The sequence below is a fragment of the Micromonospora sp. C31 genome (assembly GCF_018070575.1).
In the GTDB taxonomy this organism is placed as follows: Bacteria; Actinomycetota; Actinomycetes; order Mycobacteriales; family Micromonosporaceae; genus Micromonospora.
The window spans coordinates 275309-288588 of sequence record NZ_JAGPXN010000003.1 but is presented as its reverse complement, the minus strand read 5'-3'; the positions used below and the strand labels follow the sequence as shown (position 1 = coordinate 288588).

Annotated in this window: 16 protein-coding genes; 6 read left to right on the top strand and 10 right to left on the bottom strand. The window is 73.9% G+C overall.

The genetic code is table 11. The features are described 5' to 3' along the window. Positions 1–534, bottom strand: a 534-nt coding sequence (locus KBX06_RS07940; protein ID WP_210833564.1) for a cellulose-binding domain-containing protein, incomplete at its 3' end; no start/stop codon positions are given. A gap of 303 nt (positions 535–837) precedes the next feature. On the opposite strand from KBX06_RS07940, the gene KBX06_RS07935 reads away from it, so the two are divergent. After that, positions 838–2271, top strand: coding sequence for a pyridoxal-dependent decarboxylase (locus KBX06_RS07935; RefSeq protein ID WP_307854495.1), 1434 nt, complete (start codon positions 838–840; stop codon positions 2269–2271). A gap of 122 nt (positions 2272–2393) precedes the next feature. Here the strand turns inward: KBX06_RS07935 and KBX06_RS07930 are convergent, their stop codons facing one another. From KBX06_RS07930 to KBX06_RS07910, 5 genes are all read right to left on the bottom strand, one after another. After that, a complete protein-coding gene (locus KBX06_RS07930; RefSeq protein ID WP_210833584.1) occupies positions 2394–3434 on the bottom strand; it encodes a sulfite exporter TauE/SafE family protein in 1041 nt (346 codons plus the stop codon). Between the two features lie 326 nt (positions 3435–3760). Next, entirely contained in the window at positions 3761–4231 is a 471-nt protein-coding gene (locus KBX06_RS07925; protein WP_210833563.1) for an Rrf2 family transcriptional regulator, read from the bottom strand. A gap of 84 nt (positions 4232–4315) precedes the next feature. Then, positions 4316–5200: an acyl-CoA thioesterase II gene (locus KBX06_RS07920; protein WP_210833562.1), complete on the bottom strand. Its 885-nt coding sequence runs from the start codon at positions 5198–5200 to the stop codon at positions 4316–4318. Beyond that, entirely contained in the window at positions 5197–6645 is a 1449-nt protein-coding gene (gene pyk, locus KBX06_RS07915) for a pyruvate kinase (protein ID WP_210833561.1), read from the bottom strand. Before pyk ends, KBX06_RS07920 begins: the two co-directional genes overlap by 4 nt. A gap of 244 nt (positions 6646–6889) precedes the next feature. Further along, positions 6890–7255: a YciI family protein gene (locus tag KBX06_RS07910; protein ID WP_210833560.1), complete on the bottom strand. Its 366-nt coding sequence runs from the start codon at positions 7253–7255 to the stop codon at positions 6890–6892. Between the two features lie 271 nt (positions 7256–7526). On the opposite strand from KBX06_RS07910, the gene KBX06_RS07905 reads away from it, so the two are divergent. Both KBX06_RS07905 and KBX06_RS07900 read left to right on the top strand, forming a co-directional pair. Further along, positions 7527–8159 carry a hypothetical protein gene (locus KBX06_RS07905; protein WP_210833559.1) on the top strand — a complete coding sequence of 211 codons (633 nt, stop codon included), beginning with the start codon at positions 7527–7529 and terminating at the stop codon, positions 8157–8159. Positions 8160–8272: 113 nt separating this feature from the next. Next, positions 8273–9145: an aldo/keto reductase gene (locus tag KBX06_RS07900; protein WP_210833558.1), complete on the top strand. Its 873-nt coding sequence runs from the start codon at positions 8273–8275 to the stop codon at positions 9143–9145. 55 nt (positions 9146–9200) lie between these two features. On the opposite strand, the gene KBX06_RS07895 is transcribed toward KBX06_RS07900, so the two are convergent. Continuing rightward, entirely contained in the window at positions 9201–10037 is an 837-nt protein-coding gene (locus KBX06_RS07895; protein ID WP_210833557.1) for an alpha/beta fold hydrolase, read from the bottom strand. 227 nt (positions 10038–10264) lie between these two features. Between KBX06_RS07895 and KBX06_RS07890 the strand changes: the two genes are divergently transcribed. After that, the gene (locus KBX06_RS07890) at positions 10265–10693 is read left to right on the top strand and encodes a nitroreductase family deazaflavin-dependent oxidoreductase (protein ID WP_210833556.1); all 429 of its coding nucleotides are present in this window, start codon (positions 10265–10267) and stop codon (positions 10691–10693) included. 83 nt (positions 10694–10776) lie between these two features. On the opposite strand, the gene KBX06_RS07885 is transcribed toward KBX06_RS07890, so the two are convergent. The 3 genes from KBX06_RS07885 to KBX06_RS07875 form a co-directional block, all read right to left on the bottom strand. Then, complete coding sequence (locus KBX06_RS07885; RefSeq protein WP_210833555.1) at positions 10777–11274, bottom strand: hypothetical protein; 498 nt, start codon at positions 11272–11274, stop codon at positions 10777–10779. 161 nt (positions 11275–11435) lie between these two features. After that, a complete protein-coding gene (locus KBX06_RS07880) occupies positions 11436–11630 on the bottom strand; it encodes a DUF397 domain-containing protein (RefSeq protein WP_210833554.1) in 195 nt (64 codons plus the stop codon). Beyond that, positions 11618–12427, bottom strand: coding sequence for a helix-turn-helix transcriptional regulator (locus KBX06_RS07875; RefSeq protein WP_374225590.1), 810 nt, complete (start codon positions 12425–12427; stop codon positions 11618–11620). Before KBX06_RS07875 ends, KBX06_RS07880 begins: the two co-directional genes overlap by 13 nt. Positions 12428–12620: 193 nt before the next feature. Between KBX06_RS07875 and KBX06_RS07870 the strand changes: the two genes are divergently transcribed. Both KBX06_RS07870 and KBX06_RS07865 read left to right on the top strand, forming a co-directional pair. Then, positions 12621–12953: a hypothetical protein gene (locus tag KBX06_RS07870; RefSeq protein ID WP_307854493.1), complete on the top strand. Its 333-nt coding sequence runs from the start codon at positions 12621–12623 to the stop codon at positions 12951–12953. Further along, positions 12950–13204, top strand: coding sequence for a flavin reductase (locus KBX06_RS07865; RefSeq protein ID WP_210833552.1), 255 nt, complete (start codon positions 12950–12952; stop codon positions 13202–13204). The genes KBX06_RS07870 and KBX06_RS07865 overlap by 4 nt, the downstream gene beginning before the upstream one ends. The last annotated feature ends 76 nt before the right edge of the window (positions 13205–13280 follow it).

The window sequence follows — 13280 nt, the reverse complement described above, 5'->3', positions numbered from 1 at the left end:
CGCGGGGGGGGGGGGGGGGGGGGGGGGGGGGGGGGGGGGGGGGGGGGGGGGGGGGGGGGGGGGGGGGGGGGGGGGGGGGGGGGGGGGGGGGGGGGCGGTGGGGGGGCCGTCGGTGGGGACGGCGCCGGTGCAGGCGGTGCCGTTCAGGGCGAAGCCGGTCGGCGCCGGATTGCTGCCGTTCCAGGAGCCGTTGAAGCCGAACGTGGCGCTGCCGCCGGTGCCGATCGCGGCGTTGTGGTCGACGTTGCGGGCGGTGACCTGGGCACCGGACTGGCTGACGACGGCGTTCCACGCCTGGGTGACCTGCTGGCCGGCGGTGTACGACCAGGTGAGGCTCCACCCGTTCACCGGGTCGCCCAGGTTGGTGACGGCGACGTCGGCGCCGAAGCCGCCGGGCCACTGGTTGGTGATCCGGTGCTCGACGCGGCAGCCGGTGGCGGCGGCCGTGGCGGTGAGGGTGGGAAACGCGCCGGCGACGAGCGCGGCCGCGGCGCCCGCGGCCAGCAGCGCGACGCGGCGGGGGGTGACGGGCATGGGGATGTCCTCCGGGGAGGTCGGGCGCGCGGGCGTCGCCGCCGGCCTGCCCGGGCCGGCGGGAGGGTGCGCCGCGCTGGCGGCGGTGGTCCGACGCCGACCGGTCGCCGCAGCGTCGACGCCGGGATCCCGGCGCCGGTGCTCCGGCCTGTCGGTGCGGCGTCGAGGGGGTGGCTCCGCGCACCTACGATGCTACGCCCCGGCCCTCCACCGCCCCGGCCCTCCCGGGGACTGCACTGCTCAGAGCACCCCTGTCCCCCGGGTCAGCTTGCCCCCGGGCCCGATTCTTGATCGACTCAGGGCGTGGCTGAGCACATGACCCCGGACGAGTTCCGCCGCGCCGGGCACGCCGTGGTGGACTGGATCGCCGACTACTGGGCGACGCTGGAGCGGCGCCCGGTGACCTCGCCGGACCCGCCCGGGACGGTGGCCGCCCGGCTGCCGGCCGGCCCGCCGGAGCACGGCGAGCCGGTGGAGGCCGTCCTCGCCGACCTGGACACCCTGATCACGCCGGGGCTGACCCACTGGCAGCACCCCGGTTTCTTCGGCTACTTCCCGGCCAACACCTCGGGGCCCAGCGTTCTCGGTGACCTGGTCAGCGCCGGGCTGGGCGTGCAGGGGATGCTCTGGGCGACCGGGCCGGCGTGCACGGAACTGGAGACGGTGCTGCTGGACTGGCTCGCCGACCTGCTGGCCCTGCCGGAGCGGTTCCGCACCGGCTCCGGCGGCGGCGGGGTGATCCAGGACTCGGCGTCCTCGGCGACGCTGGTGGCGACCCTGGTCGCGCTGCACCGCGCCGGTGGCGGCCGGTGGCGCGAGGTCGGCGTCGACCGCCGCTACCGCGCCTACGCCTCTACCCAGGGCCACTCGTCCATCGAGAAGGCCGCGCGGATCGCCGGGCTGGGCGCCGAGGGCGTACGGCCGGTCGAGGTCGACCCGGGTACGCAGGCGATGTCCCCGTCGGCGCTGCGCGCGGCGATCGAGGCGGACGTGGCCGCCGGCGTCGTACCGGCGATCGTGGTGGCCACCGTCGGCACCACCTCCACGACCGCGATCGACCCGCTGCCGGAGATCGGGGCGATCTGCGCCGAGTACGGGATCTTCCTGCACGTCGACGCCGCGTACGCGGGGGCGGCGGCGGTCTGCCCCGAGCTGCGGTTCGGGCACGCCGGCCTGGAGTACGCCGACTCGTACTGCTTCGACCCGCACAAGTGGCTGCTGACCGGCTTCGACTGCGACGCGTTCTGGGTGGCCGACACGGCGGAGCTGATCGAGGCGCTCAGCGTACTGCCGGAGTACCTGCGCAACGCCGCCACCGAGTCCGGCGCGGTGATCGACTACCGGGACTGGCAGGTGCCGCTGGGCCGCCGGTTCCGGGCGTTGAAGCTCTGGTTCGTGCTGCGCTGGTACGGCACCGAGGGGCTGCGGGCGCACATCCGCTCCGGCGTGGCGCTCGCCGCCCGCTTCGCCGACCGGGTCCGCGCCGACGACCGGTTCGCGCTGGTGGGGGCGCACCCGTACTCGCTGGTGTGCTTCCGGCTGGCAGCGGACGACGAGGTCAACGCGGAGCTGCTGGCCCGGGTGAACGCCACGGGTCGGGTGCACCTGACGCACACCCGGGTGAACGGCCGGTACACGCTGCGCCTGGCCGTCGGCTCCCCGCAGACCACCGAGGCCCACGTCGACGAGGCGTGGACCCTCCTCGCCGACGCCGCGAGCACCCTCCTCCCCCACTGACGCGGAGGCGGAGGCGGAGGCGGCGAGATCTTGGTACGAAGCGGCCCCTGGAGGGGCACGTTTCTACCAAGATCTCCGCGACGGGCCGCGGGAGGGGCGGGAGGGGCGGGAGGGGCGGGAGGTCAGTGGTCGCCGCCCGAGAAAACCGCCGCAGGGGTCGGGAGACGGCTCTCGGCCGGGGCCGCCGTCGAGGGGACAGCCGCCGAGGGGACCGCCGTCGAGGGGACAACCGCCGGGACACGGTTGTCGGTCGGGACGGCCGTCGGAGAGACGGGCGCGAGGGCGGTCGCGGCGAGGGCCCGCTGGCGGCGGGTGCGCAGCAGCGCCCGGACGGCCAGCGCGAGGGCGGCGGCCCAGGCGACGGCCAGCAGGGCGTAGACGGCCGGTCGGGCCGGGCCGCCGAGGTCGGCCGAACGCATCAGCGTGCGGGCGTTGGTCAGCACGATCACGCCGCCGATCGTCGCGCCGAGCAGTTGGGCGGGGACGATGCGTACGAGCCAGGCCGCGATCGGCGCGGCGATCAGGCCGCCGATGAGCAGCGCGGCCACCATGGGCAGCAGGAAGCCCTCCGAGCCGAGGCCGATCAGGAAGCCGAGGCTGGCGGCGCCGGCGACCACGAACTCGCTGGTGTCCACGGAACCGATCACCTTGCGCGGTTCCATCCGCCCGCTGACCAGCAGGGCCGGCGTGGCGACCGGCCCCCACCCGCCGCCGCCGGTGGCGTCGACGAAGCCGGCGACCAGGCCGAGCGGGCCGAGGAAGCGGGAACGCAGCCGGCCGCCGCGCCGGTCGGTGCGCAGCGGCCGGGAGAAGCGCACCAGCAGGTACGCGCCGAGGGTGAACAGGATGCCGGCCATCCACGGGGCTGCCGACTCGGTGGAGATCGAGCTGAGGAAGGTGGCGCCGGCGAACGCGCCCACGGCGCCGGGGAAGGCGATCCGGGAGACGACCCGCCAGTCGACGTTGCCGAACCGCCAGTGCGACACCCCGGCGGCGAGCGTCGTGCCGATCTCGGCCAGGTGCACGGACGCCGAGGCGGCGGCCGGCGCCACCCCGACGAGCAGCAGCAACGTGGAGGAGGTCAGCCCGTACGCCATGCCGAGCGCGCCGTCGACGAGTTGCGCGGCGAGCCCGACCAGCGCGAGGACCAGCAGCTTGCGCACGAGCGCCCCCTGACTTTTCGGCATCTCCTATCGACTTGGTCGACAATGCGGCACGGGGCTCGCCCCGGTCAAGCCTCCAACCGGTCAGTGAGACGACAGACTGCCCCCGGCCGCCGCCACCCGGCGGGTTCGACGAGCCGGTGAGCGTGGCGGTGCGGGTCCTCGCGGATGCTCTGACGACGTGCGGGTCGGATCGCGCTTCGGCGAAGGCGGGCCATCCGGGACGGCCGGCGGCGGCAGCGTCAAGCATCGGCGGGTCCAGGCCCGGGCGGGCGGCCGGCCAGCTCGACTCAGGTCCAGGCGCGCGGGTCGGCGGCCAGCTCGACTCAGGTCCAGGCGCGCGGGTCGGCGGCCAGCTCGACGACCCGGCCCGGCAGGGTGCCACCGGCCACGTCGGCGACGGTGACCAGCTCCAGGATCTCGCGCTCGCTCGCCCGCAGCGCGATCCAGACCTTCTGGAGGGCCTGGGCCGCGCCGTGGTAGCCGAGGTCCTCGGGCCGGTGCCCGCGCACGTGCGCGAGCGGGCCGTCGATCACCCGGATCACCTCGGCCAGGGAGATCTCCCCGGCCGGGCGGGCCAGCCAGTAGCCGCCCTCCGGGCCACGCTGGGCCTGCACGATGCCGCCCCGGCGCAGTTGCAGCAGGATGCTCTCCAGGAACTTCGGCGGGATCTCCTGGGCGCGGGCGATCTGGTCGGCGGTCACGGGCCGGCTTCGCCCGGGCCCGGCGTCGCCGGTCACCGAGGCGAGCTCGGCGACCGCGCGGAGAGCGTAGTCGACCCGGGCGGAGAGGCGCATGCGGCAAGGTTAGTCGCCTGGCCGCCCCGCCCGGACGATCACCCCTCAGCCGATCGGCCGGTGGCGATGCGGTGACGGGAACGGTCAGTCGCCGACGCGGCGCAGCAGCCCTTCCTGCACGGCGCTGGCGATGTGCCGCCCGTCGGTGGTGAACATGCGGCCGGTGGCGAGCCCCCGGGCGCCGGAGGCCGACGGGCTCCAGCAGTCGTAGAGGAACCAGTCGTCGGCGCGGAACGGCCGGTGGAACCAGAGCGCGTGGTCGAGGCTGGCCCCCACCACGCCGCCGGGGCCCCAGACCTCGCCGTGCACCGAGAGCACCGAATCCAGCAGCGTCAGGTCGGAGGCGTAGGTCAGCGCGCAGGCGTGCAGCAGCGGGTCGTCGGGCAGCTTGCCGTCGATGCGCATCCAGACCCGCTGGTGCGGGTCGGCGGGGCGGTCGCCGGGGCGTACCCAGCCGGGCTCGCCGACGTAGCGGACGTCGATGGGGCGCGGGATCTGCGCCCAGATGCCGAGCCGCTCCGGGTAGCGGGCGAGCCGGTCGGTCATCGTGGGGACCTCGTCCGGGCCCGGCACGTCGGGCGGGGTGGGGGCCTGGTGGTCCAGGCCCTCCTCGGTGCGTTGGAACGACGCCGACATGAAGAAGATCGGCTTGTCGTGCTGGAGCGCCACCGAGCGGCGCACCGAGAACGAGCGGCCGTCGCGGACGTTCTCGACCTCGTACACGATCGGCTCGGCGGGGTCGCCCGGGCGGACGAAGTAGCCGTGCAGGGAGTGCACGAAGCGGGCCGGGTCGACGGTGCGTCCGGCGGCCACCAGCGCCTGGCCGGCGACCTGGCCGCCGTACACCCGCTGGGGACCGACCGGGGGGCTCATCCCCCGGAAGGTCATCCCACCGGTGTGTTCCAGGTCGAGCACCTCCAGGAGCTGGTCGACCGCGGCCTGCCCGACCGCGACGTCCGCGACGCTCACTGCAAGGCCCGCGCCGACGCCGCGTCGACCAGCGACCCGAGCTGGTGTACGCGCAGCGTGTTGGTCGAGCCGGGGGTGCCGGGCGGGCTGCCGGCGACGATCACCACGTAGTCGCCGGGGTTGGCGCGGTCGAGCCCGAGCAGCGCCTGGTCGACCTGGCGGAACATGTCGTCGGTGTGCTCGACGAACGGCATCAGGAACGTCTGCACGCCCCAGGAGAGGGCGAGCTGGTTGCGCACCTCGGGCACCGGCGTGAACGCGAGCAGCGGCAGGTCGCAGTGCAGCCGGGACAGCCGCCGCACGGTGTCACCGGTCTGCGAGAAGGCGACCAGGGCCTTCGCGCCGATGGCCCGGGCGATCGAGGAGGCGGCGATGGTGAGCGCGCCACCGTGCGTACGGGGGTCGTGCTGCAGGCGCGGCACGCCGATCGAGCCGGACTCGGTGGTGGTGACGATCTTCGCCATGGTGCTGACGGTGAGCACCGGGTACTTGCCGACGCTGGTCTCGCCGGAGAGCATCACCGCGTCCGCGCCGTCGAGCACGGCGTTGGCCACGTCGGAGGCCTCGGCGCGGGTCGGCCGGGAGTTCTCGATCATGGAGTCGAGCATCTGGGTGGCCACGATGACCGGCTTGGCGTTCTCCCGGCAGAGCTGCACGGCACGCTTCTGCACGAGCGGCACCTGGTCCAGCGGCAGCTCCACGCCGAGGTCGCCGCGGGCGACCATGACGCCGTCGAAGGCCAGCACGATCTGCTCCAGGCAGTCGACCGCCTCGGGCTTCTCCACCTTGGCCAGCACGGGCCGGTGCACGCCCTCCTCGGCCATGATGCCGTGCACCAGCTTGATGTCGTCGGCCGAGCGGACGAAGGAGAGCGCGATCAGGTCGACGCCCAGGCCGAGCGCGAAGCGCAGGTCCTCGGCGTCCTTCTCGGACATCGCCGGCACGCTGACGGCCACGTTCGGCAGCGACACGCCCTTGTTGTTGGAGACCGGGCCGCCCTCGGTGACCAGGCAGCGGATGTCGTTGCCGGTGACGTCGGTGACCTCGACGGCGACCCGGCCGTCGTCGATCAGCAGCCGGTCGCCGGGCTTGACCTCCTGCGGAAGCTTGCGGTAGGTGCAGGAGACCCGGTCCTTGGTGCCGATGACGTCGTCGCCGGTGATGACGACCGAGTCGCCGGTGCGCCACTCGTGCGGGCCGTCGGCGAACCGGCCGAGCCGGATCTTCGGGCCCTGCAGGTCGGCGAGCACGGCCACCGGCAGGCCGGCCGCGTCGGCGGCCTCGCGGACCAGCCGGTACACCGCCTCGTGGTCCTCATGGCTGCCGTGGCTGAAGTTGAGTCTCGCCACGTTCATGCCGGCCTCGACGAGGCCCCGGATGCGCTCCGGCGACGAGGTGGCGGGACCAAGAGTGCAGACGATCTTCGCGCGGCGTGTCACGCCCATCAGGCTAGTCTCTCCTCCGGGTCGGGCAGTGGGCCGACCCCTTGCGGACTGCGGAACATTGTCCAACGACGCGCGTCACGCGCGCAGCCGGCGGGCGGAACCCACGCCGGAACGTTGAGGCGGCGGGCATCGGCGACCGCGCGCCGGAATCGTACGCCCCCGACGCCACCGGACAGCCGGGCGCTCCCCCGCCGGTCCGCCCGGTGTGGGCCGGCCGGAAGTCCGTCGCCGTACGGCGGGTCGCTCAGCTCTGCGTCTTGACCAGGGGGAATTCCAGCGAGCCCGCCGGGCACAGGAAGGTCAGCACGTCCACCCGGTAGAGCCCCGCCTGGACGGCCGGGTCGGCCTCCATCACGCTGCGCACGTCGTCCACCGAGCCGGTGTGGGCCAGGCCGAAGCCGATCGGCGGGTCCGGTTCGCGGGCCGGGCCGTCGACCGACCCGTTGACCAGGATGATCCCCCGCCGTTGCAGGGCCTGCATGTGCGCCAGGTGCTCGGCCTGCAACCGCTGTACCGTCTCCGCCGGCAGGGCCCGCCCGGCCGCGCCGGGATACAGCACGATGCACTCGTACGTGTCGAGCGCGAAGTCGACCTGCGGCGCTCCCGTCATGGCGCTCCCTCCCCGCGTCGCGCAGGCGGCGACCGTGGTCGACGCCGAGCCGGCACGGCCCAGCGTCGCACGGGCGGGCGGGCGGCAACGGGCGCTCCGGTCAACTTCGCCCGCGACCCGGCCCGGTTGCGGCCCGGTCGCGCCGTTTCCGCCGACGGGCTCCGGCGGTACCCGGATCGCGGGGGTACCCGGGGCGCGGCGGCACCCGGGGCGCGGCGGTACCCGGGTAGGGCGGCCGGGAACTGTCCCACCCCCGCCCTACCCTGCCGACGTGGGCACGAGCTATCAGACGATCCTGGCCCTGGGCGGGCTGGCGCAGATCCGCACGGTGCTGACCGACGTCGGCACCGAGGCCTACGTGACCCGGGTGGGCGAGCGCCGGTGGGCGGTCGTGCCCCGTGAGGAGGAGGAAGGCGGCTACGCCGAGGTCGACGACCTGGCGCAGTTGATCACTCTTCGCACGCGTGAGCCGGCGGTCGCCTTCGACGTCTTCGACTCCAGCGTCATGCGGGCCACCCTGCACGTCGACGGCCGGGAGGCGCACTGTTACCTCTCCGACGGGGGCTGGGTGACGGAATACTGGGACGACGACGACAACGAGTTCCTCGCGGGCTTCGACGGCACGCTCCACCCGGTGGACGCCCCGCCCCCGCCCGGCCCGAGCGGGGACGACCCGGCCGTCTTCGCCCCGCTGGGGGTCGGCGCGGTCGATCCCGTCGCGCTCGGCGCGGCGCTGCGCGGGGAGGTGCCGGGCGACGACGAGCCCCGGCTGTTCGCCGAGTGCCGGCACCGGGCGATCCTCGACGCGCTACGGCTGGATGCGTGCCCGCTGACCCGACCCTTCCGGCACGCCCACCTCGACCACCGGCCGACCCCCGTGCACGTACGGCCCGGGCACGGGTGATCCCGGTCTCGATCGATCCGATGGTGGTGCCGGCCGCGATCGGGGGGAAAGCCCTTTTCGGCGGTGGCTGGACCGGTCACCGGATACGGACGAGCAGGATGGAGAGTCCAGGCATGGCGAACGACGCCGGCAAGCAGCCCGCGAAGGCCTCGGGGACGTACCGGATCGGGGGCGACCTCCAGGTCGACCGGCTCGGCTACGGGGCGATGCAGATCACCGGCCCCGGCGTGTGGGGCGATCCGCGGGATCCGGCCGAGGCCGTGCGGGTGCTGCGCCGGGCATACGAGCTGGGCGTGACGTTCATCGACACGGCTGACTCCTACGGGCCGTTCGTCAGCGAGCTGCTGATCCGTCAGGCGCTGCACCCGTACGCCGATGATCTGGTCATCGCGACGAAGGCCGGCCTGACCCGCTCGGGCCCGGGCGACTGGCGGCCGGTGGGGCGCCCGGAATACCTGCGCCAGCAGTGCGAGCTGAGCCTGCGGCACCTCGGCCTCGACTGCATTCCGCTCTACCAGCTGCACCGGATCGACCCGCAGGTGCCGCTCGCCGACCAGCTCGGGGAGCTGGCGCTGCTCAGGCAGGAGGGCAAGATCCGGCACATCGGCCTGTCCGAGGTGACCGTCGAGCAGATCGAGGCGGCCCGCGGCATCACCCCGATCGCCTCGGTGCAGAATCTCTACAACCTGGCGGACCGCGGCGCGGAGGCCGTCCTGGAGCACTGCGAGCGCAACGACCTCGCGTTCATCCCGTGGTTCCCGATCGCCACCGGCGAGCTGGCCCGGCCGGGCGGCCCGCTCGACGAGATCAGCACCGGTCACGGCGCGACGCCCGCGCAGCTCGCTCTCGCCTGGCTGCTGCGCCGCTCGCCGGTGATGCTGCCGATTCCGGGCACCTCGTCGGTGGCGCACCTGGAGGAGAACGTGGCCGCCGCCGAGGTGCGGCTGACCGACGACGAATACGCGGCCCTCGCGAAGGCCGGCTGACGACGCGGCGGCGGGGCGGGCGGCACACGGCCACCCGCCCCGCTGCACGCGAGCGCTACAGGGCGAAGCAGTTGGGGCGGATCGCCTGGTCGCGCAGGGCCTGCCGGATCACCGTGTAGGTGGTGCCGTCGAGCACCAGGCCGAGGTGTCCGACGATCCGCAGGGGGCACGCCGACTGGATCAGCACATTGGTCGCTCCGTCGGCCAGCTTGGCGTTGTCGACGGGGCGCACCAGCTCGTCCTGGATGGTGCGCACCGCCGTCCAGCGGACCGTGCCGGGGGTGTCGTCGCCTGAGTTGAGGCCGGCGAGGAACGACGAGCCGATCGACATCTGCTGGCAGGCGACGATGCCGGCGCAGCTGCCCAGGCCGAGGAACTTCACGATGTTGGCCACGTACGTGCCGTACTGCGGGGTGCCGAGGCTGACGTAGCGGCCGACGCTGCTGGTTCCGCCCAGGCTCTTGATGAAGTACCGGGACACCAGGCCGCCCTCGGAGTGGGCGACGAGGTCGACCTTGGCCGCGCCGGTGTACGCGCGGACCTGCCCGACGAAGCTGCTGAGCGCGCGGGCCGAGGTGGGGATGTCGCCGAGCCCGAGGTTGGGTAGCTGGTAGACCCAGACCCGGTATCCGTCGGCGCGCAGCCGGGTGGCCAGCGGCCCGTATGCGGAGGCGATGCCGCTGAGGCCACCCACGACGATGACGGGGTTGCCTGCCGCTGCGGCGGCGATCTCGGCGGCGGTGCTGGTGAGGCGTTCCCCAGTGGCCGGGGCAGGCGAAGCGGTGGCGGGCGGGGCGGTGGCGGAACGCTCGGGGGCGGCCGTCGCGGCGGTGGCCGGCGCGAGCAGCGCGACGGTGGCGGCGGTGGCGACGACGATCTTTCGGAGCAGCATGGCTGCACCTCCGGCGGGAGGTACCCGGGGGTGACCGGGGACGGCGGGTGGGGGATCCGATCGATCGTGGGACGAATGATGATGTCTCTGATTGACTCTCGTCAACAACAAGTTACGCGCGGGTAACCACTTGTCGCACGAAGAGCACAAACCGGCAATCCCGGCGCTTGCCGCCGTTCTCGGCCGCGCCCGGGTCACCGGCCAGATGCGACCGATAGGCTGCCTTGATGGCGGAGAGCATTGCGGACAGTCCGGTGCAGTGGGTGGCCAGTCACGTGCGCCGCTACGTGGCGACCGACGGCGCCGACGGCGGGAAGTACCACGGCTACGACGCCCTGCTGATCACCACCCGTGGGCGCCGCTCGGGCACGCTGCGGCGCACCGCGCTCCTCTACGGCCGCGACGGCGACCGCTACCTGCTGGTGGCGTCGAACGGCGGGGCGGCGCGGCACCCGAGCTGGTATCTCAACCTGTGCGCCGACCCGCAGGTGGACGTGCAGGTCGGGGCCGAGAAGTTCCGGGGCACGGCGCGCACGGCCACCGCCGAGGAGCGGCCCCGGCTGTGGCAGGTGATGACCGGGGTCTTCCCGACCTACGCCCGCTACCAGCAGGAGACCGAGCGGGAGATCCCGGTGGTCGTCGTCGAACGCGCCTGATCGCCCGGCTGGCAGCTACGGCGGAGGCCCGGTTCGGATCCGAACCGGGCCTCCGCGTCACGGTGAGGGCTGGACCGACCCGGTCAGGCGCAGATCCACCGGACCGGGGCCGAGGAGATGTTGCCGTAGGCGATGTCGTCGTCGGTCAGCGCGGCCACGTCGGCGATCGCATAGGGCGACGACCCGAACGGCAGCGCCCGGTCGACGCCGTTCTGCCGGAGCCACTGCTTGTTCTCATAGGTCTGCCTGTACGCGACCGAGCCGCGCGCGTTGACCGCGGGTGCCACCGCACCCTCGGCGAGCAGGGTCGGGGCCGCGCCGGGCGCCCACACCAGACCGAGGGCCTTGTTCCCGGTGTGTTCCTGGCCCACCACCACACCCGCACTGATCCCGGCCAGTTCCCAGAACGCGTCCGGGTCGCCTGCGTAGCCGGGAAGCTGCTCCGGCTGGGCGTCGGGCGCCCACCGCACCGGCTTGCCGGCCAGGTGACCGATGACGGTGCCGTCGGCGTCGACGTCGACCGCCCGGCTGTCGCCGGCACCCGGCAACGCCCGTACGGTGTTGTCCGGGGCCCAGGTCACCGCCGTCGGTGTCCCGTCGGCGGACCGCACCCACCCGGCCACGGTGCCGTCTGCGGCGATCGCCTCCGCGATGGTCTGAACGTCTCCCCCGCTACGGCTTCGGGCGGCAGTGGTGCGTCCGCGCCGTCGGCCCGATGGGCGCCCGCTTCGTCGGGCGACTGTCAGGCGCGGTCGGCGAGCTGGGCGACGAAGGCCCGCCAGGCGGTCGGGGTGAAGAGCAGCGCGGGGCCGGCCGGGTCCTTCGAATCCCGTACGCCCACGACGCCGGGCAGGTTGTCGGCCACCTCGACGCAGGCCCCACCGTTCGTCGACGAGCGGGACGACTTGCGCCAGCGCGCACCGGTCAGGATGTCCATGCCTTTGCCGCTTCCCTGAGTACGTCGAGTGATTGCCCCAACGGGAGGGCTTCGCCGCGGACCGCGTCCCACGACACGCCCAGGCTAGCAACCAGATCCGGCTGCCCCACGATCTGCGCGGCTAGCTGGTTGTCCACGTAGCCCGCGCGCGAGCCGTCGGGCAGGTCGGCCAGGATGAACGCTCCGGCCAGTCCTGAGTAGATGCCAGCAGACAGCGGCACGACCTGCACCTGGATATGCGGCTGCTCGGCGCAGGTCAGCAGATGTTCGAGCTGCTCGGCCATCACGTCAGGGCCGCCGCACGCCCGCCGGACGACCATCTCGTCGAGCACCACGAAGAGCAGCGGGCTCGGCTCGCGGGCGAGCACCGCCTGACGTTCCATCCGCGCGGCGACCCGCTGGTCCAGCTCGGCGACCGGCGTCCGCGCCGCCCGGAAGGTCGCTCGGGCGTACGCCTCGGTCTGGAGGAGTCCCGGCACGAACGCGTGCTCGTACCAGCGCAGGGCGGTCGCCTCCCGTTCGATCTGGATCAGCTCGCGCAGCCAGATCGGCGCGGCGTCGCCCTTGACCAGTTCGTTCCAGAGCGTCGCGAAGTAGCCGCCGGTGTCCAGCGCCTTGTCGACGGCGGCCAGGTAGGGCGGGGTCGGCGGCTTCGTCCCGGTCTCGATCGCGCTCACCTGGGAGTCCGAGCAGAAGACCAGCTCGCCGAGTTGCGCCTGGGTCAACCCGGCGGCCGCCCGGCGTCGCCTCAGCTCACGAAGCAGGTATTCCGATGGCGAGATTCCCACGGCTTCCACGCCCTTCCACGACTCTCCACACCGTTCGTCGCCAGCCCGGATCCGCGCACTACGTTCCGCGATCGGGCGGTGACTGTTTCGAGGTTAGGGGGTGGGCGTCCAGGGTGGAAGGAGCGCGGGACGCCCGGTCCGCGCTTCGGCCCACCGACGACGAATGGAGACGCCTGTGCCCGTGCCGAGGCCCGCGAATGCCGTGCCGGCGTCGCGTTGGGCGGCACGCCCCGCCGCCCCGGCGGCGAGCGCCCGCCCGGACGGGACGCCCCGGGTCAGCCCCGGCGTCTACCTGCTGACGCGCGAGGCGTCGCCGCAGTTCGCCACCCCGATCACGGTACGGCTGATCCGCGAGCGAACCGACCTGGTCACGTACCACGGCTGGACGTGGATCGAGGTGTATCAGCTCGACGCGCGCGGCCAGGCGACCGACCGTCGCGAGTTGTACGTACGGCCCGACGGGATGCGCCCCGCGCAGCCGCCCTCGGCCGCACGTCGCACCCCGGTCCGGCGGAACGCGAGGACCAGCCGGTGAGCGCGCCCCTCCACCTCCACGTACCGTCCCGCCCGACGTGGCGCTGCCGGGCCTGCGGGATCGCCTGGCCCTGTTCCCCGGCGAAGCTGCGTCTCCTCGCGAGGTACCGGGGCGACATGGCCGGGCTCCTGGTCCACCTCGTGACGCTGCGCGAGGAGGCCGCCGACCAGCTCGCCCAGCAGCACCCGGACGCACCGTCGACGGATCTGCACAGGCGGTTCACCGACTGGGTGCCGGTCCGCTCCCGCTGACAGCCGCAGGCCGCCCACCCCGTCGCACGATCCCCGGCCGAGCAGATCGCGCCCAGGTCGGGAACCCGTGCGACGG